We start from the raw sequence: 21701 nt of genomic DNA, 5'->3' as shown, positions 1-21701 counted from the left end.
GCGGGAAAAAGAAAATAGTCCTGTGGACTGTTTTCCCTGCGGAGGCGGTTCCCACTTTTCCTGAAACTACTTTATATTGACCTTTCATCACAATGACACCACATATCAGCTAATAATGAATTTCATAGCAGGTTTTGGCCTGTAACAGCGAAAGAGGAAAGCCTATGGCGACCGTTAAAATTGACAATAGCAATTTCGAATCCGATGTGCTGAAAGCTTCAGAACCGGTTGTGGTTGATTTTTGGGCGGAATGGTGCGGACCTTGCAAAATGATTGCACCGGCTCTGGAAGAAATTTCAGCAGAAATGTCCGGTCAGGTGAAGATCGCCAAGGTGAATATTGATGAAAATCCGGAACTGGCTGCGCAATATGGCGTGCGCTCCATCCCGACATTGCTGATGTTCAAAAATGGTGAAATCGCAGCCAATATGGTTGGTGCCGCACCAAAGAGTCGTCTGGCTGATTGGATCAAAGCTTCGGCTTAATCAGATAGGTATTATCAAAAAGCCCCGCATGAATTTCATGCGGGGCTTTTTTCATTTCTTTTATACAGCTTATTGTGGCGGGGTTTTATTGGCCGCCAGCACATCGCCTGCCAGATAAAGCGAGCCGCCAATCAGAATACGTGGTGCAATCACATCATCTTTGACCTGTTCTTTAATGGCTTTTAGTCCCTCAGCTACGCTTGCAACCGGCAGGGCTTCCAGCCCCGCTCTGCGTGCTGCATCAGCCAGCGTTTCATGGTCGATACCGGCATCACTGGAGCTGATCGCCACCGTATAGACCTGTCTTGCCATACCACTGAAAGCTTCAAAATAACCGACCGGATCTTTGGTGTTGATCATACCGGTAATCAGATAGAGCGGGCGCGGATCGCGCTCTTCAAGTTCAGCCAGAGCTTCGGCAATGACCACGCCTGCACCCGGATTGTGCCCGCCATCAAGCCAAAGCTCAGCTTTTTCAGGAGCAAAACGCATCAGATCGCCCTGTGTCAGGCGCTGCATTCGCGCGGGCCATGTCACGGATGTCATGGCTTTTTCAACCGCCTGATCGCTTAAACTAAACCCGGCTTCGCGTACGGCTTTGATCGCTGCTGCGGCATTGGCAATCTGGTGACGACCTAACAGACGCGGCAGAGGCAGATCAATCAACCCGCTCTCATCCTGATAGACCATGCGGCCATGTTCCTGATAGGCGAGGAAGTCCTGCCCGAAAACGCTCAACGGGCAGCGCAGACGGTCTGCAATATCAATCATCACCTGACGGGCATCATCGCTGCTCTGGAAGCCGATCACCACCGGACAACCGCGCTTGATAATACCGGCTTTTTCAGCGGCAATGATTTCGACCTTATCACCGAGATAGGACTGGTGATCGAGCGATACCGGCATAATCAGCGACACGGCCGGTTTGGTGATGACATTGGTGGCATCAAAACGCCCGCCAAGGCCAACTTCGAGAATAACGGCATCGGCTGGGTGCTCGGCAAAGAGAACAAAGGTCACGGCGGTCAGAAGCTCGAATACGGTGATCATATGCTCACCATTGGCTTCCGTTACCCGTGCAACGGCATCGGACAGCGTTGCATCATCAACCAGCTGACCGGTTTCGCCTTTACGCCCCAGACGGTAGCGCTCATGCCAGTTCACCAGATGCGGGGATGTATGCACATGCACGGCCAGCCCTTCCGCCTCCAGCAGCGCACGGGCGAAAGCGGTAGCCGAGCCCTTGCCATTGGTACCGGCAATATGGATGATCGGCGGCAGCTTATCTTGCGGATTGCCCAGCGCTTCCAGCAGACGGCTGATGCGCTCAAGCGACAGGTCAAAACCCTTCGGGTGTTTTTCCAGAAGGCGTTCAATACGGTGCGCGGCGGTGAGGTTTTTTGTCATGGCAGATCCGGAAATGCTCTATCTTTTTGTTTTAAGCGTATCTTATTCCAATCGAAGCAGGAAAAGAAATCAGTCCAGTGAACTGATTTCCCTGCGAAGGCGCTTCACACTTTTCGGGATACGCTTTGATAATCGCAGATGAACTGACCAGTTTGCGGCCTGTTTTGCAACAGGGTACTTCTAAAAGAAAACGCGCCGCTAGTTTAGCGACGCGAAAAGTACTTCAACCGGCAAAAAATCTTCGCCGGTCAGGATAAAATTCTATCAGGCAGAAGCAGCAGGAACAGCTTTTTCAGCAACCGGAGCTTTGGCTTTCGGTGCAGGCTGCTTCATCATGATTTTCAGGATACGGGCAACGGTTTCTTTCATCTCCAGACGGGAAACCACCATATCAATCATACCGTGATCCAGCAGATATTCCGCACTCTGGAAGCCTTCCGGCAGCTTTTCACGAATGGTCTGTTCAATCACGCGCGCACCGGCAAAACCGATCATGGTGCCCGGCTCAGCAATATGGATGTCGCCGAGCATGGCATAAGAAGCGGTTACACCACCGAACGTCGGGTTGGTCAGTACTACGATGTAAGGCAGGCCTGCTTCTTTGAGCATTTCCACAGCAACAGTGGTGCGTGGCATCTGCATTAGCGAGAGGATACCTTCCTGCATACGCGCACCACCGGAAGCGGTGAACAGAACCAGCGGGCGTTTCTTCGCAATCGCAGTTTCTGCTGCTTTGATGATTGCGTCACCGGCAGCCATACCGAGCGAGCCGCCCATGAAAGCGAAGTCCTGAACGGTGGCAACGATCGGCAGACCTTCAATCGTACCCAGCGCATTGATGATACAATCATCCTGCTGCGTGCGGTTACGATAGTCTTTCAGACGATCAATATATTTCTTTTCGTCGCGGAATTTCAGCGGATCGGTCGCAACTTTCGGGCTTTCCAGAGTCTCATATTTGCCTTCATCAAAGAAGAAACGCAGACGGTCTTTAGCCGGAATGCGCATATGATGACCGGAAGCAGGGATTACCCACTGATTGCTTTCCAGATCTTTGTGAAACACCATTTCACCGGTTGACGGGTCCTTGATCCAGAGATTCTCCGGCATATCCCGACGCCCCAGCATGGAGTTGAGCTTCGGGCGGACATAATTCGTAATCCAGTTCATATGGGCTTTCCGTTGTTCTTAGAGCATTTCGGTTTTGATGAAATCAAAGGAAATGCTCTATCTCTTTGTTTGTACGCATTTCCTGACGCAAAACCGGTTCCCACTTTTGCTGGAAATGCTCTTAATCTTAGACGTCTTTGTGTCTTTAAACATAAATCGCATAAAACACAAAGAAAGCCGCAAATTTGCGGCACTCTGCTAATTATCTATTTTACGCTGCTTATTGGACAGGAGCAAGGCGGGCGCTGCGAACACCGGATGCAAGCTCACCGACGACAGCCGTTGCTGCAGCTACAGGATCACCTTGGATCTTGTCGTTGGCATCCAATGTAGCGGCAATGGCAGCCACAATTGCGGAACCGACAACCACACCGTCAGCCGACGCGCCGATCGCTTTGGCCTGCTCGCCTGAACGAACGCCAAAGCCAACGCAAACCGGCAAGTCTGTATGGCTCTTGATGCGCGTAACGGCTTCGCTGACCTGTGCTGTATCTGCCAGTGCCGAACCGGTAATACCGTTCATCGACACGTAATAGACAAAACCGGAAGTGTTTTCGAGCACTTTCGGCAGACGTTTTTCGTCCGTGGTCGGGGTGGCCAGACGAATGAAATTGATGCCGGCTTTAATGGCCGGAATGCAAAGTTCTTCGTCCATTTCCGGCGGCAGATCGACAACGATCAGGCCATCAATACCGGCTTCCAGTGCATCTTTGATGAAGCGGTCAACACCGTAAATATAGATCGGGTTGTAATACCCCATCAGTACAATCGGTGTTGTGTTATCGCTCACGCGGAAATCGCGCACCATCTGCAATGCTTTCGGCAAAGTCTGTCCTGCATGCAGCGCACGCAGGGCTGCCGCCTGAATGGCAGGGCCGTCAGCCATCGGATCGGAAAACGCCATGCCGATTTCAATCACATCAGCACCGGCTTTCGGCAGCGCTTTCATGATTTCAACAGACGTTGCGTAATCAGGATCACCGCCCATGAAATAAGTGACCAGCGCAGGGCGACCTTCAGCGCGAAGTGCCGCGAATTTCTCATCCATACGTTTTGTCATGATTACATTTCCATTCCGAGAATTTCGCCGACTGTGTGCACGTCTTTATCGCCGCGGCCGGAGAGATTGACGATCATGATCTGATCCTGATCCATTTCCGGTGCCAGCTTCAGAGCCTGTGCAATCGCATGGGAGGATTCCAGTGCCGGAATAATGCCTTCCGTGCGGGTGGTGATCTGGAAAGCTTCGAGCGCTTCATCATCCATAATCGGCACGTAATTCACGCGGCCGGTATCTTTCAGCCATGAATGTTCAGGACCCACACCCGGATAATCGAGACCGGCAGAAACCGAGTGGCCTTCAAGAATCTGGCCATCTTCATTTTGCAGCAAGTAAGTGCGGTTGCCATGCAACACACCCGGATTGCCTGCGGTCATGGAAGCGCAATGCTTATCACCATCCAGACCAAGGCCACCGGCTTCAACACCGTAGATTTTAACCGATGTGTCATCAAGGAACGGGTGGAACAGGCCGATCGCATTTGAACCGCCGCCGACAGCAGCCACAATGGCATCCGGCAGACGACCTTCACGCTCCAAAATCTGTTCACGGGCTTCTGTGCCGATCACAGACTGAAAGTCACGCACCATTTCCGGATAAGGATGCGGGCCGGCAGCCGTGCCGATCAGGTAATAAGTGTCTTCCACATTGGTGACCCAGTCACGCAGGGCTTCATTCATCGCGTCTTTCAGCGTGCCGTTACCGGCGGTCACAGCATTGACTTTCGCGCCGAGCAGTTTCATGCGGAACACATTCGGCTTCTGGCGTTCAACGTCTGTTGCGCCCATATAGACCACGCATGGCAGGCCGAAGCGCGCAGCAACGGTTGCCGAAGCAACACCGTGCTGACCGGCACCGGTTTCCGCGATGATGCGGGTTTTGCCCATGCGCTTGGCAAGCAGAATCTGGCCGAGACAGTTATTGATTTTATGGCTGCCAGTATGGTTCAGGTCTTCGCGTTTGAAATAAATCTTCGCGCCGCCTTTGCCGCCCTTGGCCTGCGCCTGTTCACGCACATAGCGGGTCAGACCTTCAGCATAATAGAGCTTGGAAGGGCGGCCGGCATAGTGGGTGGAGAGCGCTTGCAATTCGGCTTTGAATTCCGGGTCTTCTTTGGCTGCATCATAGGCTGCCTGTAGATCAAGGATCAGCGGCATCAGGGTTTCTGCAACGAAACGCCCGCCGTAAATACCAAACATGCCGTCTTCATTCGGCCCGGTTTTGAAAGAATTGAGCTCGCTCGACATGAGATATGCTTCCGATCTTTGATTCAAATGGATGCCTGATAAGGCAGTCTTATTTCGTATTGCTTGCTTCACGCACGGCTGCAAAAAACGCATCAATCAGATGCACGTCTTTTTTGCCCGGCTCGCTTTCAACACCTGATGAAATGTCGATAGCAAAGCTGCCTGTTTTGGCAAGAGCCACATTAATATTTTCTGCGTTCAGACCGCCTGAAAGCATGTAATTGCCCAGATCCTGCCGTGCTTTCAGAAGGTTCCAGTCAAAAGAGATACCATTGCCGCCCGGTAGTTCTGAACCCTTTGGCGCCTTCGCGTCAAACAGAAAACGGTCTGCAATACCCTGATAGGGCGCGACCACATCAAAATCGCTGTTTTCGCGAATAGAAAAGGCTTTCATCACCGGCAGGCCGTAGCGCTGCTTCACCTGAGCCACCCGTTCCGGCGTTTCATTACCATGCAATTGCAGAATGTCCGGTTTCAGCACAGTGACAATTTCGTCCAGTTGCGCATCATCCGCATTCACAGTCACAGCGACGATTTTGGCTTTTCCACGAGCCGCAGCGGCCAGCTCTGCTGCTTGTGCAGGCTCGAGATGACGCGGGCTTTTCGGGAAAAAGATGAAACCGATATGGCTGGCACCGTTTTTCAGAACGGTTTCCACGGCTTCCGGCGTTTTCAGGCCGCAGATTTTAACTTCAATAGCGGAGGAGGACATTTGCTTAATTTCAGACTGTTTATTGAATAAAAATAGAGTTTAGCGCGTAAAAACTCAGAGGGACAGCTTAATCCGTCACTGAGGCAAAGGAAACCGCATGGAGTGCACTGCCATGCCGTTTGAGCCATGCCCGCGATGTCGGTGTATCAGGGCAGAGTCTGGTGCAGAGCGCCCAAAAATCCGGCCCGTGATTCATTTCGATCAGATGGGCAACCTCATGAGCGACCAGATAATTGATCACCTCTGCCGGTGCCATCATAATACGCCATGAAAATGCCAGATCTCCCTTCGAAGTGCAGGAGCCCCAGCGACTGGTTGTGTCTTTAAAGCGCACGGAAGTTGCCGGTTTACCGATGCGCCCTGTATGCACCAGCACCAGCCCGTTAATATCAAGCTTGGCCAGTTTTTTGAGATAGTCGGCAATGCGTCGTCCCATATGCTGGGCATCGCCATGCACAATCAGTATGGCCTGACCGTTTTCATCGTAATCCTGCCTTGTGGTGCCGCGCTTTGCCGGTTCATGCACAATCCGGTGCGCAATGCCGCGAATATTGATGGCACTGCCATCCATAAAAGGCTCAGTGACCGGTACTTTGGAAATTTGCGCTTCAATCCAGCCATGATGGCGGGCGATAAACAGATCAAGCTCGCGCTCTGGCAGACGCGGCGGAACGGTAACACGGATAGCTTTACCGCCGGTTTCAATGCGCAGGGTCAGCCTTTTGGCACGCGGATTTTCCCAGATATTCAGTGGCAGTGTACGTCCCGCAACAGGATAAGTCCGCTCGGCACGCAGTGCTTTCGGAGCAGACTGTTTTTTTGCTGTTTTTTTTAACGGAGGTTTGCGGAACAAGGACAGGATCATGCGGAGACTATAGGTGATTCGCTCTTGGAACGATAAGAAAGGCGCATCTGCCGATGCGCCTCTGAGACGGTGTGTAAGTATGTGCGCTGGTTACAACTCAATTACATCATCTTTTGTGCTGCTCTTACGGCGCTCAGCCATGAAACGCTCAAATTCTTCACGGTCGCGGGCACGGCGCAGCTCACGCACATGAGCTTCAAATTCCGAGCGGGCTTCATCGAGTTTGCGGCGTTCTTCATCAAGGCGCTTCAACTCTTCATCACGCCAGTCATCAAAGGCGCTGTTGCCGGATGATTGCATGCCGCCGGTGAAGCGGGAGAAATCCTGACCTTTGCGGCGGCATTTACCGACAAAATCATCAGTCGCCTGATTGAGGTCACGTTTTACGCCGGGCAGACGGTCGCCCCAGATGATATAAGCCAGCATGGCAAGACCAAGCGGCCAGAAAAAGATAAAGCCTAAGACCATCAGTGCAATTGTTGCCGGTGTCCAGGCTGGACGGATCAATGCGGATGTGTTCATGAGATGGCTCCGTAAATCAGCTTGATGATCTGAAGTAATCATCAATTGCTAAAATACGTGGTGTGTACGGAGCCGGAATTCAAGAAAAACCCCGCAAAATCGGTGTTCTCGCGGGGTCGGCAGATCGGTTTTACCAGCGTTTCAGAACTGATTTTTAAACTTTTTCAAAGCTTTAAATTCTCAGCGATACTTTGAAAGATATTCCGATCCCGCGACGATTAAACCGGCAATCAGTGCCCAGAATGCTGAGCCGATGCCTAAAATCGTGATGCCGGAAGCGGTGACGGCAAAAGTGATAATTGCGGCAAAGCGTTCATGCTCGTTTTTCAAAGCAAGTGACAAGGCGTTGATGAACGGGCCGATCAGGCCGAGACCTGCAATCAGCATAATGAGTGCCGGTGGCAGCACCGCAAAGACCGCCACCAGTGATGCGCCGAAAATTGCAAAAATCAGATAGCACAGTGCATAGAACGGACCGGTCAGCCAACGCTGTTTCGGATCGGGATGGGTATCATGGCCGGTGCAGATTGCCGCCGAAATCGCCGCCATATTGCTGGTATGCGCCCCGAACGGGGCTGAGATCAGCGAGACAAGACCGGTTACCTGCAGGCAAGCAGCCGTCGGCGGTTCATATCCGGCGGCACGTAGCACAGCAAAACCAGGCAGGTTCTGGGATGCCATGGTCACCAGATAAAGCGGCAGAGCCAGCCCGATCATGGCAGACAGAGAAAATTCCGGCACAATCATCGTCAGGGTAGAAAGCTCCGGTGTCGGGAGATTATCGGCGCGACCGAGCAATAGCGCAAAAATCACGCCGCCGATCAGAACGCTGATGACAGCCATTGCTGGATTATAAAGCCGGATAATCAGAAACAGGCCGATCAGCGGCAGTACCAGCATTGGGTCAAGTGACAGAGTTTTGGCGGCATTGATGACAAAGCTTGACAAAACACCGGCCAGCATACCGGAGGCGATGGATGCCGGAATCCGCTCAACAAATTTTGCCACCGGTTTGATCAGGCCGGTGATGATGATGGCAAGTGCGGTGACGATGAATGCGCCGACAGCCTCCTGCATGGTGAAGCCGATACTGGCACCGATCAGCGCCAGACCCGGTGTTGACCATGCGGTGATAATCGGAATGCGGTAGCGCCAGCTGAGATAGCCGGATGAGATAGCGAGCGCCAGTGATATGGCGGTGACCCAGCTTGCTGTCTCGGCCTGCGTTGCACCAAGCGCTGTTGCTGCCGCTATAATCAGCGCCAGAGTGCCGCCAAATCCGACAAAAGCCGCAACCGCAGCTGATGCTACCACTGAAAACCGCATGATCCCCTCCCGAATATTGCAGGCTTTTTCTTGTTATACTTGCGCGATCATGGTTTCAACGGAGCGTGTCAGCAAATCAAGATCCTGTGGTCGGGAGAGGCGGTGATCCCCATCGCGGATCAGCGTCAGTGTCACATTATCAACCGGCAGATGTTCTACGAGGCGCAGCGCATGGGCATAAGGCACATCAGGGTCTTCCATGCCTTGCAGAATATGCACAGGGCAACCGGTTTCAATAATACCGTTGAGCACCGAATTGTTACGTCCGTCCTCAATCAGGTTTTTTGTGTAGATATAAGGCTGTGGTGAGTATTCTGACGGCTCTTCAAAATAGCCTTTTGTTGCCAGCTGTTTCTTCTGATCTTCAGTTAAGGTTGGTTCCACCAGAACTTGCGTAAAATCCGGTGCCGGTGCCAGCAGGATCAGACCGGCAGGCTTTTCTCCGGCTTTGATGAGTTCTTGCGCCATACGAAGAGCAATCCAACCGCCCATTGAGGAGCCGATCAGAATCTGCGGGCCGCTTGTGAAAGCGCGATAGGTGGCAAGGCTCTGCTCCAGCCAGAGCGAAATTGTACCGTCTTTAAATTCACCACCGGATTCGCCGTGACCGGAATAGTCAAAACGCAGCATGGAATGGTTGTGCGCCTCCGCCCATTGATCGAGATGCTGGGCTTTGCTGCCGAGCATGTCAGAGCAATAACCGCCAAGCCAGACAAGACCAGGGGCGTTGTCACCTTTTCTGTGACGCAGGGCGATTGATGTGCCTTTGACATCAAGAAACTGCGGGGTTTGGTCTGTCATAAAAGGCTCCTGACTATGCGTATAAGTTTTGGACGTATAATTCTGCGATCCGCGATGAAACATTGCTGCAACAAGCTATAAACTTGAAATTCCGTGAGGCAATGCTCATTTTAAAAGCAGGCAGACAGATGCCGATTTGTTCTGAAGCTCATGAAACTGTGATCAGAAGTGCCTTTTAAGCCGGTTTTCGGATGATTTTACTGCATTGATATTGCCCCGAGGGGGGTGATTTGCATTTCAAAAGATGCTATTGACTTGCGCGCTGCACTACGGTCATGGATTGGCTGAAACTGCAACTGCGGTATTTATTGCCCGTATCCGGCATGAATTCACTGCATATCTTTAATAATTCGAGGAGAATACGACCATTCGCCGACCGTTCAGAGCGACGCCGGTCCAGAAAGACGGACCGCGCTCCAACCGAGATATCCGGGTACCCCGGGTTCAGCTTATTGACGCCGAAGGCCAGAACCATGGCACAGTGACGATTCAGGAAGCCATTGCACTCGCTGAAGAAGCGGGTCTGGATCTTGTTGAGATCGTTCCTAATGCGGAGCCACCGGTCTGTAAGATCGTTGATCTTGGTAAGCTGAAATATCAGAACCAGAAAAAAGCTGCCGAAGCGCGTAAGAAGCAAAAGACGGTTGAGATTAAAGAACTCAAAATGCGTCCGAATATCGACGATCACGATTATGAAGTGAAGTTGAAGGCTGCAGGACGTTTCTTTGAAGACGGAGATAAGGTCAAAGTTACTTTGCGTTTCCGTGGCCGTGAAATGGCGCATCAGGAACTTGGCATGAAGCTGTTGCAGCGTGTTAAGGAAGATACTGCGGAAATCGCTAAGGTTGAAGCAGAGCCAAAGCTTGAAGGCCGTCAGATGATGATGGTTCTCGCACCGCGCGGATAAGCGTTGACGCATATTGCGTGCAGAAGCGATAACAGTTTCTGTTTTTGCAAAATGAAATGGCCGCCTACGGGCGGCTTTTTATTTGGCGACTTTAGAGTTGCTTTTTACTGTATTTATGCGTATTGAGACGCTGTTCAAACCGACCGGCAGGGCATGCCGTGGCGGTTTTGTATGCTTTTCGGGCTTTGGTCGGCCTGAAAGTACAATCGAGTCTTTGTCTTATGCTGACAAAACCCTTTGAAAATAAGACCCGGAGTGCAGCGCACGAGGGGGATTGTAAACAAGAGGCGTGGAGTATCGCAGATACGACAGGGATTATAATTAAGGAGTAGCAAAATGCCCAAGATGAAGACCAAATCTGCTGCCAAGAAACGGTTCAAAATCACCGGTACTGGTAAAGTGTTGGCTGCTGCCGCTGGCAAGCGTCACGGTATGATCAAGCGTTCAAACAAGTTCCTTCGCGATGCACGCGGCACCATGGTTCTCTCTGAGGCCGATGCCAAAGTGGTCATCAAGAATTACCTGCCGAACGGCCTGTAAGCATTAGTTTAAGGATATCATACTATGGCACGTGTTAAACGCGGCGTGACATCTCACGCAAAGCACAAAAAAGTCCTGAAGCAGGCTGAAGGTTTCCGCGGTCGTCGTAAAAATACGATCCGCACTGCTAAAGCTGCTGTCGATCGTTCGAAACAGTATGCATACCGCGATCGCAAGAATCGCAAGCGCACTTTCCGCGCTCTGTGGATTCAGCGTATCAATGCTGCTGTTCGTCTGCATGGCCTGACCTATGGCCGTTTCATCGATGGTCTGGCCAAGGCTAACATCGAAGTAGACCGTAAGGTTCTGTCGGATCTGGCTATTCATGAGCCAGCAGCATTCGGCGCGCTCGTTGCATCCGCAAAGACAGCGCTTGAATATCTGAAAGACACAACACCGAATGCTTTTGAGTCTGCTGTCAACTAAGCCAGCCGCTCTTCCAAAGCTTTTGTACCAAGGCCGTTAGGCCAAGGTTTTTGGTTGTATTTGGAAAACCCGCGCTGGTGATACTGGCGCGGGTTTTTCGTTTGAATTAGCTAAACAAAACTATGTCGCAGAAGAGTAAAACGGTTTTCCGGTTGCTGCATGCGAGAAAAAACATCAGATGTTGTTGCACGGCACAATTATCAAGGATCTGAATAATGAGCGATCTCTCACTACTCGAACAGGGCATTTTGGCTGAGATTGCCGCTGCCGGTGATGAACAGACGATTGAGGCCGTGCGTGTTGCCGTTCTCGGCAAAAAAGGTTCTGTTTCTGAAAAGCTGAAATCGCTGGGCGCAATGAGCCCTGAAGAGCGCCAGACACAGGGACCGGCCATTAATGGTCTGAAAAACCGTGTGACCGAAGCGCTGAGCACGCGCAAAGCCGATCTGCGCAAAATTGCCATTGCTGAGAAGCTTGAGCGCGAAAAACTTGATGTGACCTTGCCGGTGCGCCCTTCCGCTGCATCGCGCGGTCGGATCCACCCGATTTCTCAGGTGATTGATGAGATTACGGCAATTTTTGCCGATATGGGCTTCTCGATTGCCGAAGGTTCGGACATCGAAACCGATTATTACAATTTCACGGCGCTGAACTTCCCTGAAGGTCATCCGGCGCGTGAAATGCACGATACATTCTTCTTCAAACCGGATGAAAACGGAGAGCGCAAATTGCTGCGCACCCATACTTCGCCGGTGCAGGTACATACGATGGAGCGTTTTGCGAAACTGCGTGAGACGCAGGGTCGTGATGAACCGATCCGTATCGTTATTCCGGGCAAGACCTATCGTATGGATTCCGATGCCACACACTCACCGATGTTCCATCAGGTGGAAGGTCTGGTTGTCGATAAATCGTCGAATGTTGCCAATATCAAATGGGTGCTGGAAGAGTTCTGCAAGACTTTCTTTGAAGTGCCGTCCGTTAAGATGCGTCTGCGTCCGAGCTTCTTCCCTTTCACCGAGCCGTCGATGGAGGTTGACATTCAGTGCGACCGTTCCGGCGGCAATGTGAAATTCGGCGAAGGCAATGACTGGCTGGAAATTCTCGGCTGCGGCATGGTGCACCCGAATGTGCTGCGCAATGCGGGCTATGATCCGGATGTCTATCAGGGCTTTGCATGGGGCATGGGGATCGACCGTATCGCAATGCTGAAATATGGCATGCCTGATCTGCGCGCTTTCTTTGATGCGGATGTGCGCTGGCTCAATCACTATGGTTTCCGTCCGCTTGATCTGCCGACATTGTTCGGCGGTCTGAGCGCGTAAATACAGGAAGGTATAAACAGATGAAATTCACGCTTTCCTGGCTCAAGGATCACCTTGAAACCGACGCCACGCTGGAAGAAATTCTCGAAAAACTGACAGATATTGGTCTGGAAGTGGACGGGGTTGATGATCGCGCGGCCTTCAAAACATTCAAAATTGCTAAAGTGCTAACCGCTGTTCCGCATCCTGATGCGGACAAGCTGCGCGTGCTCACCGTTGATACCGGTGAAGGCCAGCCGGTACAGGTCGTGTGCGGTGCACCAAATGCCCGCGCCGGTCTGGTGGGCGTCCTCGGCAAGCCTGGCGATTATGTGCCGGGTCTTGATGTTACACTGTCTGTCGGCAAAATCCGCGGCGTTGAGAGCTTCGGCATGATGTGTTCCGAGCGCGAGCTGGAACTGTCGGATGAGCATAACGGCATTATTGATTTGCCGGAAGATGCGCCGGTAGGCATGAGCTTTGCGTCCTATATGGGTATTGATGACCCGATCATTGAAGTCGGCCTCACACCAAACCGTGCTGATTGCACCGGTGTGCATGGTATTGCCCGCGATCTGGCTGCAGCCGGTCTTGGCACGCTCAAAGGTGATGTGATTACGCCGGTTAAAGGTGCAGGCGCAACGCCGGTTAAGGTCATTCTCGATCAGGATGCGGACAAGCCGTTCTGTAATGGTTTCTCGCTGCGTCTGGTAAAGGGCGTTAAAAACGGCCCGAGTCCGAAATGGCTGCAACAGCGCCTCACAGCAATCGGCCTGCGCCCGATCAATGCACTGGTGGATATCACCAATTATGTGACCTTTGATTATGGTCGCCCGTTGCATGTGTTTGATGCTGCCAAAGTGCAGGGCAATCTGACCGTGCGCCGTGCCAAGGAAGATGAAACCGTACTGGCACTTGATCAGCGTGAGTATAAGCTCTCGGATAATCATTATGTGATTGCTGATGAAAAAGGCGTGGAATCCATTGCCGGCATCATGGGCGGTGAACATTCCGGCTGCGACGAAAACACCACGGATGTGCTGATTGAATCCGCGCTCTGGGATGCGCGTATGATTGCGCGTACCGGTCGTGAACTGGGTATTATCACCGATGCACGCTATCGTTTTGAGCGCGGCGTTGATCCTGAAATGATGGAATCCGGCGTTGAACTGGCAACGAAACTGGTGCTGGATTTCTGCGGCGGTGAACCAACCGAAACAGAAACTGTCGGCTATACGTCATACAGCCCGCGCGCCATTGAATTTCCGGTATCGGAAGTCAAACGCCTGACCGGTATTGAAGTCTCCTATCAGGAATCTGCTGATATTCTGGCACGCCTCGGCTTTGCTGTTGAAGGTGATGGCAAGGCTGTTCTGCAGGTCAAAGTGCCGTCATGGCGCGGTGACGTGGAAGGCAAAGCTGATCTGGTTGAAGAAGTGATGCGTATTCACGGCATCAATCAGATTGAACCGCAGCCCCTGCCGAATATGGGCAGTGTAAACACGAAAATCCTGACGACTCTGCAGATCCGGACCCGCCTTGCTAAGCGTATTCTGGCAACACGCGGCATGATGGAAGCGGTGACCTATTCTTTCATCTCGGAAGCGCAGGCCAAAGCTTTTGGCGGCGGAAAACCGGAACTGAAACTGGCAAATCCGATTGCATCTGATATGTCGGATATGCGCCCGAGCCTGCTGCCGGGTCTGTTGTCGGCTGCTCAGCGTAATGCTGACCGTGGCTTTGCTGATCTGGCACTGTTTGAAGTGTCGGGCACCTATGAAGGCGATAAGCCGGAAGACCAGCGCCGCGTGGCCGGTGGTATCCGTCGCGGCACAGCCGGTGTTGAAGGTGCAGGTCGTTTCTGGTCAGGCAATGCGCAAAATGTTGGCGTGTTTGATGCCAAAGCCGATGCACTGGCTGTATTGGAAGCCTGCGGTGCGCCGGTTGACCGTATTCAGATCGAAGCCGGTGGGCCGTCATGGTATCATCCGGGTCGTTCGGGCACATTGAAGCTCGGCCCTAAAGTGGTGCTCGGTTATTTCGGTGAGTTCCATCCGGATGCACTGGAGCTGCTCGATGTTTCGGGCGCTCTGTGCGGCTTTGAAGTTTTTATCGACGCTATCCCTGAGCCTAAGCAGAAATCCGGTGCCACCAAACCTGCTCTGACACTGTCGCAGTTCCAGAGTGTGAAGCGTGACTTTGCTTTTGTCGTCGACAGCACTGTTGAGGCAGCAGCAATTGTTCGTGCGGTGAATTCTGCCGAGAAGAAGCTGATTGCGGGTGCGCAGGTGTTTGACATTTTCACCGGCGCCTCGCTGGGTGAAGGCAAGAAGTCTGTGGCCGTGGAAGTGGTGTTGCAGCCGCTTGACCGTACACTGACCGATGAAGATCTGGACGCAACAGCCAAGCGCATCGTTGAGGCTGTTACCAAACAGACCGGCGGCGTATTGCGCGGCTGATTAAGCTAATCGCGAAAATAAAAAACCCGCCATTCCGGCGGGTTTTTTTTATATTAGCCACGAAGGCCGATGCAATTGCCCCACGGGTCACGGATCTGGCACATGAGTAATCCGTCCTGAATGTTTAAAGGGCCGCGATAGAGAACACCGCCGACTGACAGCAGATGCGCGACAGCCTGATCGAAATCCTCAACCTGCCAATAGACAACAGAACCCGCAGCACCTGAGGCGACTTTTTCATCAGCAGGGACAATTTCAAGATCAATCGTGCCGATCCTGAGATAGTCGAAATCAAACTCATCTAGTCGGCAGGCGACAGCCTGCGGAAAAGCCCGCTGATACCACTGCAGGGCTTGAGCAACATCACTGACATGGATTAGGACGGAGGCGATTGTCTGATGGGGCATGTGGTTCTATCTGCGTTCCGGATGCCACCAATCGGGCTGCATATCTTCAAAAGACGTATATTCCGACGCAAATTCCGGCTGGTTATTATCATCAAAACAACCAAGCAGCAGCGCAATGACCGGTTCATCGTCAATCGCACCAATGGAACTGCCGCAAGCAGGGCAAAAAGCGCGACTGGAATAGGAGGATGAGCGGTAGGTGGCTGGCTTACCGCCTTCACCGGTCCAGCGCACGGCCTGAGCAGCAAATTCCACCCAGGTTGCGGTTAAGGCCCCTGTGTGTCGCTGACAAATTTTACAGCAGCAACCGTGGGGCTTGAGCGATAAAGGATTTCCCTTCGCTTCAAATTTTATTGAACCGCACAGGCAGCCACCGCTGTAAGTTTTCAACATTTGTTTTCTGAAGTCCGGAGGTTACGGGATCAGGCTGTTACCACAACGCGCTGCGGCATGGCACGCATTGCCATCTCAATGATACTTTGCACAGATTCTCTGGTGCCGCCATCCCGTGCTTCATAAGACAGGCTCTGCAACATGGCATGATAGAATTCTGCCATCTGCGTCAGGTCTGTGCCTGCCGGCAGGTCGCCGTCTTTCAGCGCGCGTTCACAACGGGCAAAAATCCGCTCAAATGAAGTTTGCCGGATAGTTTTGAGAAACTCTTTGACCGGTTTGTTTTCCGGTTTGCATTGAATGCTGCTGACGCTGACCATGCATCCACCCGCAGGGCAGGCATAGGTCTTGTCTGCATGGGTTTCCAGCATGGCGCGGATGCCCTGCTGAATGGTCGTAGCTTCATCGAGCGCATCCAGAGGCGCGCCACCGATTGTTGCACTGTAATAGTCCACAGCCTCCCGGAACGCTTGTTCCTTGGAGCCGAATGCGGCGTAAAAACTTGGCGGAGTAATGCCGATAGCCGCAGTAAAGTCGTTAATCTGGGCGCATTCATAGCCTTTTTCCCAGAAAACTTTCATAACTCTGTCCAGCGCATCTTCACGATCAAAGCTGCGCGGTCTGCCGCGTAAAGCCATTTCATACCTTTCTTTAGTATGTCTTATATAATTCACTTGACCGCAGCATTCAAGTTGATATGAATTATGTAATCATCACTACATAATGAGATTCACGATGAATGATATTTGCGATTCCGCTTTACCAGCGGAGCGAACGATAATTGCTTCCCTTGATAAGCCAGCAATACCGCTGGTTGTCTATAGTCTGGCGCTGGGTGTTTTTGCTTTAACAACATCTGAACTGATGATTTCCGGTCTGTTGCCGTCGCTGCAGCAGGCCTTTGGCCGTTCCATTGCCGATATCGGCAATCTTATTTCCCTTTATGCCTTAGGTATGGTCTTTGGCGGGCCGGTGGTGACGCTGCTGTTTCTGGCTTTACGCGTTGAACATAAAAACGGGTTGTTGGGCCTCCTGATATTCTATGCCGTTGCCCAAAGCGTTGCAGCCTCGACCACAAGTTTTGAGGTGATGATGGTTGCCCGCGTGCTGACCGGCATTGCAGCGGCAGCAGGATTTGGCCTGATGCTGGCCATAACCGCGCGTCTGGTGGCAGCCAATATGCGGGGGCGTGCCGTATCACTGGTTTTTGCAGGGCTGATGCTGGCAACCGCGCTGGGTGTGCCGCTGGCAACATGGATAGACAGCCTGTTCGGCTGGCGGGTCAGCTTCTGGCTGATTGTGCTGGTTGTATTATTCTGCGCTCTGATTGTTGCGCTGAAAATTGAGAAAAGCCCTGCCGGTCATTCAGCAACATTGCAGTCCGAGCTTCAGGATATGCGCAATCCTGCTCTTTGGGCAGCTTACGCGACCAGCGCATTGGCAATCGGCTCGTCTTTTGCTTTTTACAGCTATTTCTCACCGATTATGACTGATCTAGCGCAGTTTCCGGTTCATCTTATGCCGTTTCTGCTTGCCCTCTATGGCATTGCCAATATTGCGGGAAACTTTCTGAACGGCCGTTTTGCTGATCGTTATACAATGCCGCTTCTGATTGGCGGTATTGCAGTGATGGTTGTTGCAATGCTGATTTTTGCGTGTTTTGCAGAATCAAAACCGGCGGCATTATTTTCTGTTGTTCTGATCGGCCTGACGGGGATTGCGCTTAATCCTCCGCTGGTTGCCCGTATTATGCGCATTGCCCATCCCGGTGCATTGGTTAATGCCATGCATGCGTCGGTGATTAATATCGGCCTGAGCTTTGGCCCCTGGGCAGGTGGTCTGGCGCTGGAGAGCGGTTATGGTCTTCATGCCCCGCTCTGGGTTGGTTTTGGCATGGCACTGGCAGCATTGCTGACACTGGCACCCCGCTCATTGCGCCGTTTGTAATTGGGATGTGATTGAATGACGCTGTTTCATTTGTTGAAACAGCGTCATTTTGTTTAAAGACCGGTCATAGCCAGCGAAGCATCCGTGTAGCGTTTGCCGGATACCTGATCGGGCGTGATGATAGCGCCGATCTGTTTTAACTCCTCAGCCGAGAGGCTAATCTCTGCAGCTTTGATATTCTCATTGAGACGGCTGATTTTGCGGGTGCCGGGGATCGGCACAATAAATTCTGCCTGATTGAGCACCCATGCCAGCGCCAGCTGTGCCGGTGTGATCTGTTTACCGGCTGCAATTTGTTCGATCAGATCAATCTGCGCATTATTGGCAGCGAGATTTTCCGGCTGGAAACGCGGCAGGGTTTTGCGGAAATCATTCTCTGCCAGATCAGCCTGTGTGCGGACACTGCCTGCCAGCATGCCACGACCAAGCGGGCTGTAAGGCACAAAGCCGATGCCAAGTTCACGGCAGACCGGTAGCACCGTGCTTTCCGGGTCGCGCACCCAGAGTGAATATTCGCTTTGTAATGCAGCTATCGGGTGCACTGCATGGGCGCGGCGCAGTGTTTCAGGCCCCGCTTCAGACAGGCCGATGGTGCGGATTTTTCCCTCAGCAATCAGGTCTTTCAATGTGCCGACCACATCTTCAATCGGCACTGCCGGATCAACGCGGTGCTGGTAGAATAGGTCAATCACCTCAATACCAAGGCGTTGCAATGAGGCTTCGGCAACAGCACGGATGTGATCGGGATGGCTGTTCACACCATTGGAGGTGCCGCCTTCGATTTTGAAACCGAATTTTGTGGCAATGGTCACTTTATCGCGGTGCGGTTTGAGCGCTTTGCCGACCAGTTTTTCATTTTCAAAAGGCCCGTAAACCTCCGCCGTGTCAAAAAATGTCACGCCGCTATCCACTGCATGATGCAGGGTGCGAATGGCTTCTGCCTCATCCTGCCCGCCATAGGCATGGCTCATGCCCATGCAGCCAAGGCCAAGAGCCGAGACTGTCAGTTCAGAGCCGAGTTTGCGCATTTTCATGGTGATTTTCCTTATTTCATCTGATGACGAAAACATATGTTTGTTTTGATTGTTCGATAATCCGGTTTTATTTTTACAAGCTGTTCTGTAAAATAGATCAATGAAACGCTCTCAGCTCTCCCAATTGGCGGTTTTCGCCACGGTTGCCGATCATGGCAGTTTTCGTGCGGCGGCAAAAGAACTGGCCATTGCACCATCAGCCGTCAGTCAGGCTGTTGCGCAGCTTGAGGCCGATCTTGGTATTTCACTTCTCTCTCGTACCACCCGTTCGGTACGTCTGACGGAAGCGGGGCAGCGCCTGCTGGCGGAACTTTCACCGGCGCTGGCTGGTATTCATACGGCATTGCTTGCCGTGCAGGATATGCGCGCCAGACCTGCCGGAACGGTACGGATCAGCACGCCGCGTTCTGCCGCGCATCTGTTTCTGGCGCCGAAATTTCAGGCATTCGGCGAGGCCTTTCCGGATGTGGTGCTGGATATCCACATTGAAGATCAGTTTGTGGATATTGTATCGGCGGGTTTTGATGCCGGTATCCGCTTGGGAGAAAGTCTTGAAAAAGATATGATTGCGGTGCCGCTCGGGCAAGCTTTGCGCAGTCCGGTTGTCGGTTCCCCTGCCTATTTTGAGCGCTATGGCACACCGCAACATCCGCAAGATCTGATCGCGCATCGCTGTATTCTCAAGCGGTTTTCTTCTGGCAGTCTTTATCATTGGGAATTTGAAAAACAGGGGCACCGGCTGGATGTTAAACTCAATGGCCCGTTGATACTGGATGACAATCATCTGTTGTTGCAGGCGGCGCAGGATGGCGCAGGGCTAGTCTCGCTGCTGGAGCCCTATGTGGAAGAACACTTGAAAAATGGTGTTTTGACAGAGGTGCTGCCGGACTGGACACAGCAATTTCCAGGTATGTATATTTATTATCCGAACCGGCGTAACATGCGGCCGGCGCTTCGTGCTTTTATTGATTTTTTCAAATTATAACCGTCGGAAATCCTATGTCCCATTTGCGTTTTTCCGGACTGCCCGCACAGGAGCAGCAAGATGTCTTTCTGGGTATTATCCGCAACAGTTCGCTTCTGAATGATGTGCTGAGCCGTGCGCAGCAGCTGAATTTACCGGACTGGTATATTGTTTCAGGTGCGCTCTATAATCTGGTCTGGAATGTGCTGACGGGCAGGCCGGAAACGCATGGTATCAAAGATATTGACCTGTTTTATTATGATGGCGCTGATCTTTCCTATGAAGCGGAAGACCGGATTATCAAGGCAGGCGACGAGGTGTTTTCCGGTGTGCCCTTGCCGGTGGAAATCCGCAATCAGGCGCGGGTGCATTTGTGGTTTGAAAAGCATTTTGGCCAAACTTATGCGCCCTTGCAATCCAGTGAAGAGGGTATCGCCCGATTTGCATCCAAGACCCATGCTGTGGGGATAAGGCTGAAGCCTGATGGTCAGCTGAAACTCTATGCGCCGTTTGGTCTGGACGATATTTTCTCATTGCGCATCACACCCAATCCGGTGATTGATAATCGTATAACCCATCACCAAAAAGCACTGCGTGCGCAGAAAAACTGGCCGGAAGTGACAGTTGTTCCGTGGCACGAAGCAGTTGCATCTCATTCATAACGGAAAGGTATCCTCATGTTCCGCTGGGGTATTTTATCGACCGCCAATATTGGTATCACGCAGGTCATTCCCGCAATCGCGGCATCTGAGACCGGCGTGGTTCAGGGCATTGCCAGCCGTGATGCAACGCGTGCCCGTGCTGTTGCCGACCGCTTTAATGCACCTTTGAGCTTCGGCTCCTATGAGGAATTACTGGCAAGTGATCAGATTGATGGTGTGTATATTCCGTTGCCGACATCCCAGCATATCGAATGGTCTTTGAAGGCGGCAGAGGCAGGCAAACATGTGCTTTGCGAAAAGCCTATTGCCTTGAAAGCCGAAGAGATTGACCGCCTGATCGCAGCGCGTGACCGCCATCAGGTCGTGATTTCGGAAGCCTTCATGGTCTATTACCATCCGCAATGGGCGAAAGTGCGTGAGCTGATCACCTCAGGGGCAATCGGCACATTGTGTATGGTGCAGGGCTGCTTCACTTATTTTAATGATGATCCGGCGAATATGCGCAATCAGGTGGCATTAGGTGGCGGTGCTCTGCCGGATATCGGTGTTTATCCGACAGTGGTGACGCGCATGGTGACAGAGCAGGAACCGCAGGAGATTTTTGCCCGCATTGAGCGCGATCCGGTTTTCGGTACTGACCGCACTGCGTCTGTACTGGCACGGTTTGCGGATTTTGATCTGAGTTTTTATGTGGCAACGCAGCTTGCTGGACGCCAGCAAATGACCTTCCACGGCGATCAGGGTATGATCACGGTTCATGCGCCGTTTAACGCCGGAAAATATGATCATGCGCGGGTCACCTGGCACGACCGTTCCCATAGTGCTGCACAGGAATGGACTTTTGCCAATATCAATCAATATAGCCTGCAGGCTGATGCCTTTGTCCGCTTTGCACGCGGTGGGCAAGAAATGCTGTTCAGCCTTGAAAACTCAAAGGCTAACCAACATGTTATTGACAGGATTTATGCAGCAGCAGAAAAGCAGTGACATAAAGCGCATCCTAAAAAGCGGAAACCGGTTTTTGGATAAGATGCGTGACATGCTTCGTGCTGTAATAAAATTT

Annotated in this window: 23 protein-coding genes; 10 read left to right on the top strand and 13 right to left on the bottom strand. The window is 52.1% G+C overall.

Features of this window, described 5'->3' with window-relative positions; genetic code table 11:
• Positions 1–164 precede the first annotated feature (164 nt).
• Positions 165–485, top strand: a complete 321-nt coding sequence (trxA, locus tag P8H26_RS06080; protein ID WP_151158825.1) for a thioredoxin — start codon at positions 165–167, stop codon at positions 483–485.
• Between the two features lie 69 nt (positions 486–554).
• Here the strand turns inward: trxA and P8H26_RS06075 are convergent, their stop codons facing one another.
• From P8H26_RS06075 to P8H26_RS06035, 9 genes are all read right to left on the bottom strand, one after another.
• Positions 555–1892, bottom strand: coding sequence for a folylpolyglutamate synthase/dihydrofolate synthase family protein (locus tag P8H26_RS06075; RefSeq protein ID WP_289632002.1), 1338 nt, complete (start codon positions 1890–1892; stop codon positions 555–557).
• A gap of 264 nt (positions 1893–2156) precedes the next feature.
• Positions 2157–3062, bottom strand: coding sequence for an acetyl-CoA carboxylase, carboxyltransferase subunit beta (accD, locus tag P8H26_RS06070; protein ID WP_289632001.1), 906 nt, complete (start codon positions 3060–3062; stop codon positions 2157–2159).
• Between the two features lie 220 nt (positions 3063–3282).
• Positions 3283–4122, bottom strand: coding sequence for a tryptophan synthase subunit alpha (gene trpA, locus P8H26_RS06065; protein ID WP_289632000.1), 840 nt, complete (start codon positions 4120–4122; stop codon positions 3283–3285).
• A gap of 2 nt (positions 4123–4124) precedes the next feature.
• Entirely contained in the window at positions 4125–5369 is a 1245-nt protein-coding gene (gene trpB / locus P8H26_RS06060; protein ID WP_289631999.1) for a tryptophan synthase subunit beta, read from the bottom strand.
• A gap of 49 nt (positions 5370–5418) precedes the next feature.
• A complete protein-coding gene (locus P8H26_RS06055) occupies positions 5419–6081 on the bottom strand; it encodes a phosphoribosylanthranilate isomerase (RefSeq protein ID WP_289631997.1) in 663 nt (220 codons plus the stop codon).
• A 67-nt stretch (positions 6082–6148) separates the two neighbouring features.
• Positions 6149–6946 (bottom strand): M48 family metallopeptidase, encoded by a 798-nt coding sequence (locus P8H26_RS06050; RefSeq protein WP_374708237.1) that lies wholly within the window; start codon positions 6944–6946, stop codon positions 6149–6151.
• Between the two features lie 90 nt (positions 6947–7036).
• Complete coding sequence (locus P8H26_RS06045) at positions 7037–7468, bottom strand: DUF2852 domain-containing protein (protein WP_289631996.1); 432 nt, start codon at positions 7466–7468, stop codon at positions 7037–7039.
• A gap of 180 nt (positions 7469–7648) precedes the next feature.
• Complete coding sequence (locus P8H26_RS06040) at positions 7649–8794, bottom strand: benzoate/H(+) symporter BenE family transporter (RefSeq protein ID WP_289631994.1); 1146 nt, start codon at positions 8792–8794, stop codon at positions 7649–7651.
• A gap of 33 nt (positions 8795–8827) precedes the next feature.
• Entirely contained in the window at positions 8828–9595 is a 768-nt protein-coding gene (locus tag P8H26_RS06035) for a carboxylesterase (protein ID WP_289631993.1), read from the bottom strand.
• 367 nt (positions 9596–9962) lie between these two features.
• Here P8H26_RS06035 and infC point away from each other — a divergent pair, with 367 nt between their 5' ends.
• The 5 genes from infC (at position 9963) to pheT (ending at position 15231) form a co-directional block, all read left to right on the top strand.
• Positions 9963–10502: a translation initiation factor IF-3 gene (gene infC / locus P8H26_RS06030; protein WP_075653946.1), complete on the top strand. Its 540-nt coding sequence runs from the start codon at positions 9963–9965 to the stop codon at positions 10500–10502.
• 336 nt (positions 10503–10838) lie between these two features.
• Positions 10839–11042 carry a 50S ribosomal protein L35 gene (gene rpmI / locus P8H26_RS06025; protein ID WP_289384429.1) on the top strand — a complete coding sequence of 68 codons (204 nt, stop codon included), beginning with the start codon at positions 10839–10841 and terminating at the stop codon, positions 11040–11042.
• Positions 11043–11066: 24 nt separating this feature from the next.
• On the top strand, positions 11067–11468 hold the full coding sequence (gene rplT, locus P8H26_RS06020; protein WP_289631991.1) for a 50S ribosomal protein L20: 402 nt from the start codon (positions 11067–11069) through the stop codon (positions 11466–11468).
• Between the two features lie 215 nt (positions 11469–11683).
• Complete coding sequence (gene pheS / locus P8H26_RS06015) at positions 11684–12793, top strand: phenylalanine--tRNA ligase subunit alpha (protein ID WP_289631989.1); 1110 nt, start codon at positions 11684–11686, stop codon at positions 12791–12793.
• Positions 12794–12813: 20 nt separating this feature from the next.
• Positions 12814–15231, top strand: a complete 2418-nt coding sequence (gene pheT, locus P8H26_RS06010; RefSeq protein ID WP_289631988.1) for a phenylalanine--tRNA ligase subunit beta — start codon at positions 12814–12816, stop codon at positions 15229–15231.
• A 53-nt stretch (positions 15232–15284) separates the two neighbouring features.
• Here pheT and P8H26_RS06005 read toward each other — a convergent pair whose 3' ends face one another.
• Genes P8H26_RS06005 through P8H26_RS05995 form a run of 3 tightly spaced genes read right to left on the bottom strand, consistent with a single transcriptional unit; the run spans position 15285 to position 16669 of the window.
• Positions 15285–15638: a VOC family protein gene (locus P8H26_RS06005; protein ID WP_289631987.1), complete on the bottom strand. Its 354-nt coding sequence runs from the start codon at positions 15636–15638 to the stop codon at positions 15285–15287.
• A 6-nt stretch (positions 15639–15644) separates the two neighbouring features.
• The gene (locus P8H26_RS06000) at positions 15645–16031 is read right to left on the bottom strand and encodes a GFA family protein (protein ID WP_289631986.1); all 387 of its coding nucleotides are present in this window, start codon (positions 16029–16031) and stop codon (positions 15645–15647) included.
• Positions 16032–16060: 29 nt separating this feature from the next.
• Complete coding sequence (locus P8H26_RS05995; protein WP_289631985.1) at positions 16061–16669, bottom strand: TetR/AcrR family transcriptional regulator; 609 nt, start codon at positions 16667–16669, stop codon at positions 16061–16063.
• Between the two features lie 97 nt (positions 16670–16766).
• Between P8H26_RS05995 and P8H26_RS05990 the strand changes: the two genes are divergently transcribed.
• Complete coding sequence (locus P8H26_RS05990) at positions 16767–17978, top strand: MFS transporter (protein WP_289631984.1); 1212 nt, start codon at positions 16767–16769, stop codon at positions 17976–17978.
• Between the two features lie 53 nt (positions 17979–18031).
• Here the strand turns inward: P8H26_RS05990 and P8H26_RS05985 are convergent, their stop codons facing one another.
• Positions 18032–19012 (bottom strand): aldo/keto reductase, encoded by a 981-nt coding sequence (locus tag P8H26_RS05985; protein WP_289631982.1) that lies wholly within the window; start codon positions 19010–19012, stop codon positions 18032–18034.
• 100 nt (positions 19013–19112) lie between these two features.
• Here P8H26_RS05985 and P8H26_RS05980 point away from each other — a divergent pair, with 100 nt between their 5' ends.
• The 3 genes from P8H26_RS05980 to P8H26_RS05970 are packed head-to-tail and all read left to right on the top strand — an operon-like array spanning position 19113 to position 21625.
• A complete protein-coding gene (locus P8H26_RS05980; protein ID WP_289631980.1) occupies positions 19113–19997 on the top strand; it encodes a LysR family transcriptional regulator in 885 nt (294 codons plus the stop codon).
• Positions 19998–20011: 14 nt separating this feature from the next.
• Positions 20012–20638 (top strand): nucleotidyltransferase family protein, encoded by a 627-nt coding sequence (locus P8H26_RS05975; protein WP_289631979.1) that lies wholly within the window; start codon positions 20012–20014, stop codon positions 20636–20638.
• Positions 20639–20653: 15 nt separating this feature from the next.
• Entirely contained in the window at positions 20654–21625 is a 972-nt protein-coding gene (locus tag P8H26_RS05970) for a Gfo/Idh/MocA family protein (protein WP_289631978.1), read from the top strand.
• The last annotated feature ends 76 nt before the right edge of the window (positions 21626–21701 follow it).

Origin of the sequence: Pseudochrobactrum sp. sp1633, assembly GCF_030376605.1 — a bacterium.
Classification (GTDB): domain Bacteria; phylum Pseudomonadota; class Alphaproteobacteria; order Rhizobiales; family Rhizobiaceae; genus Pseudochrobactrum.
Note: the sequence above shows the minus strand (reverse complement) of the source record. Positions and strands in the feature narration are given on the sequence as shown.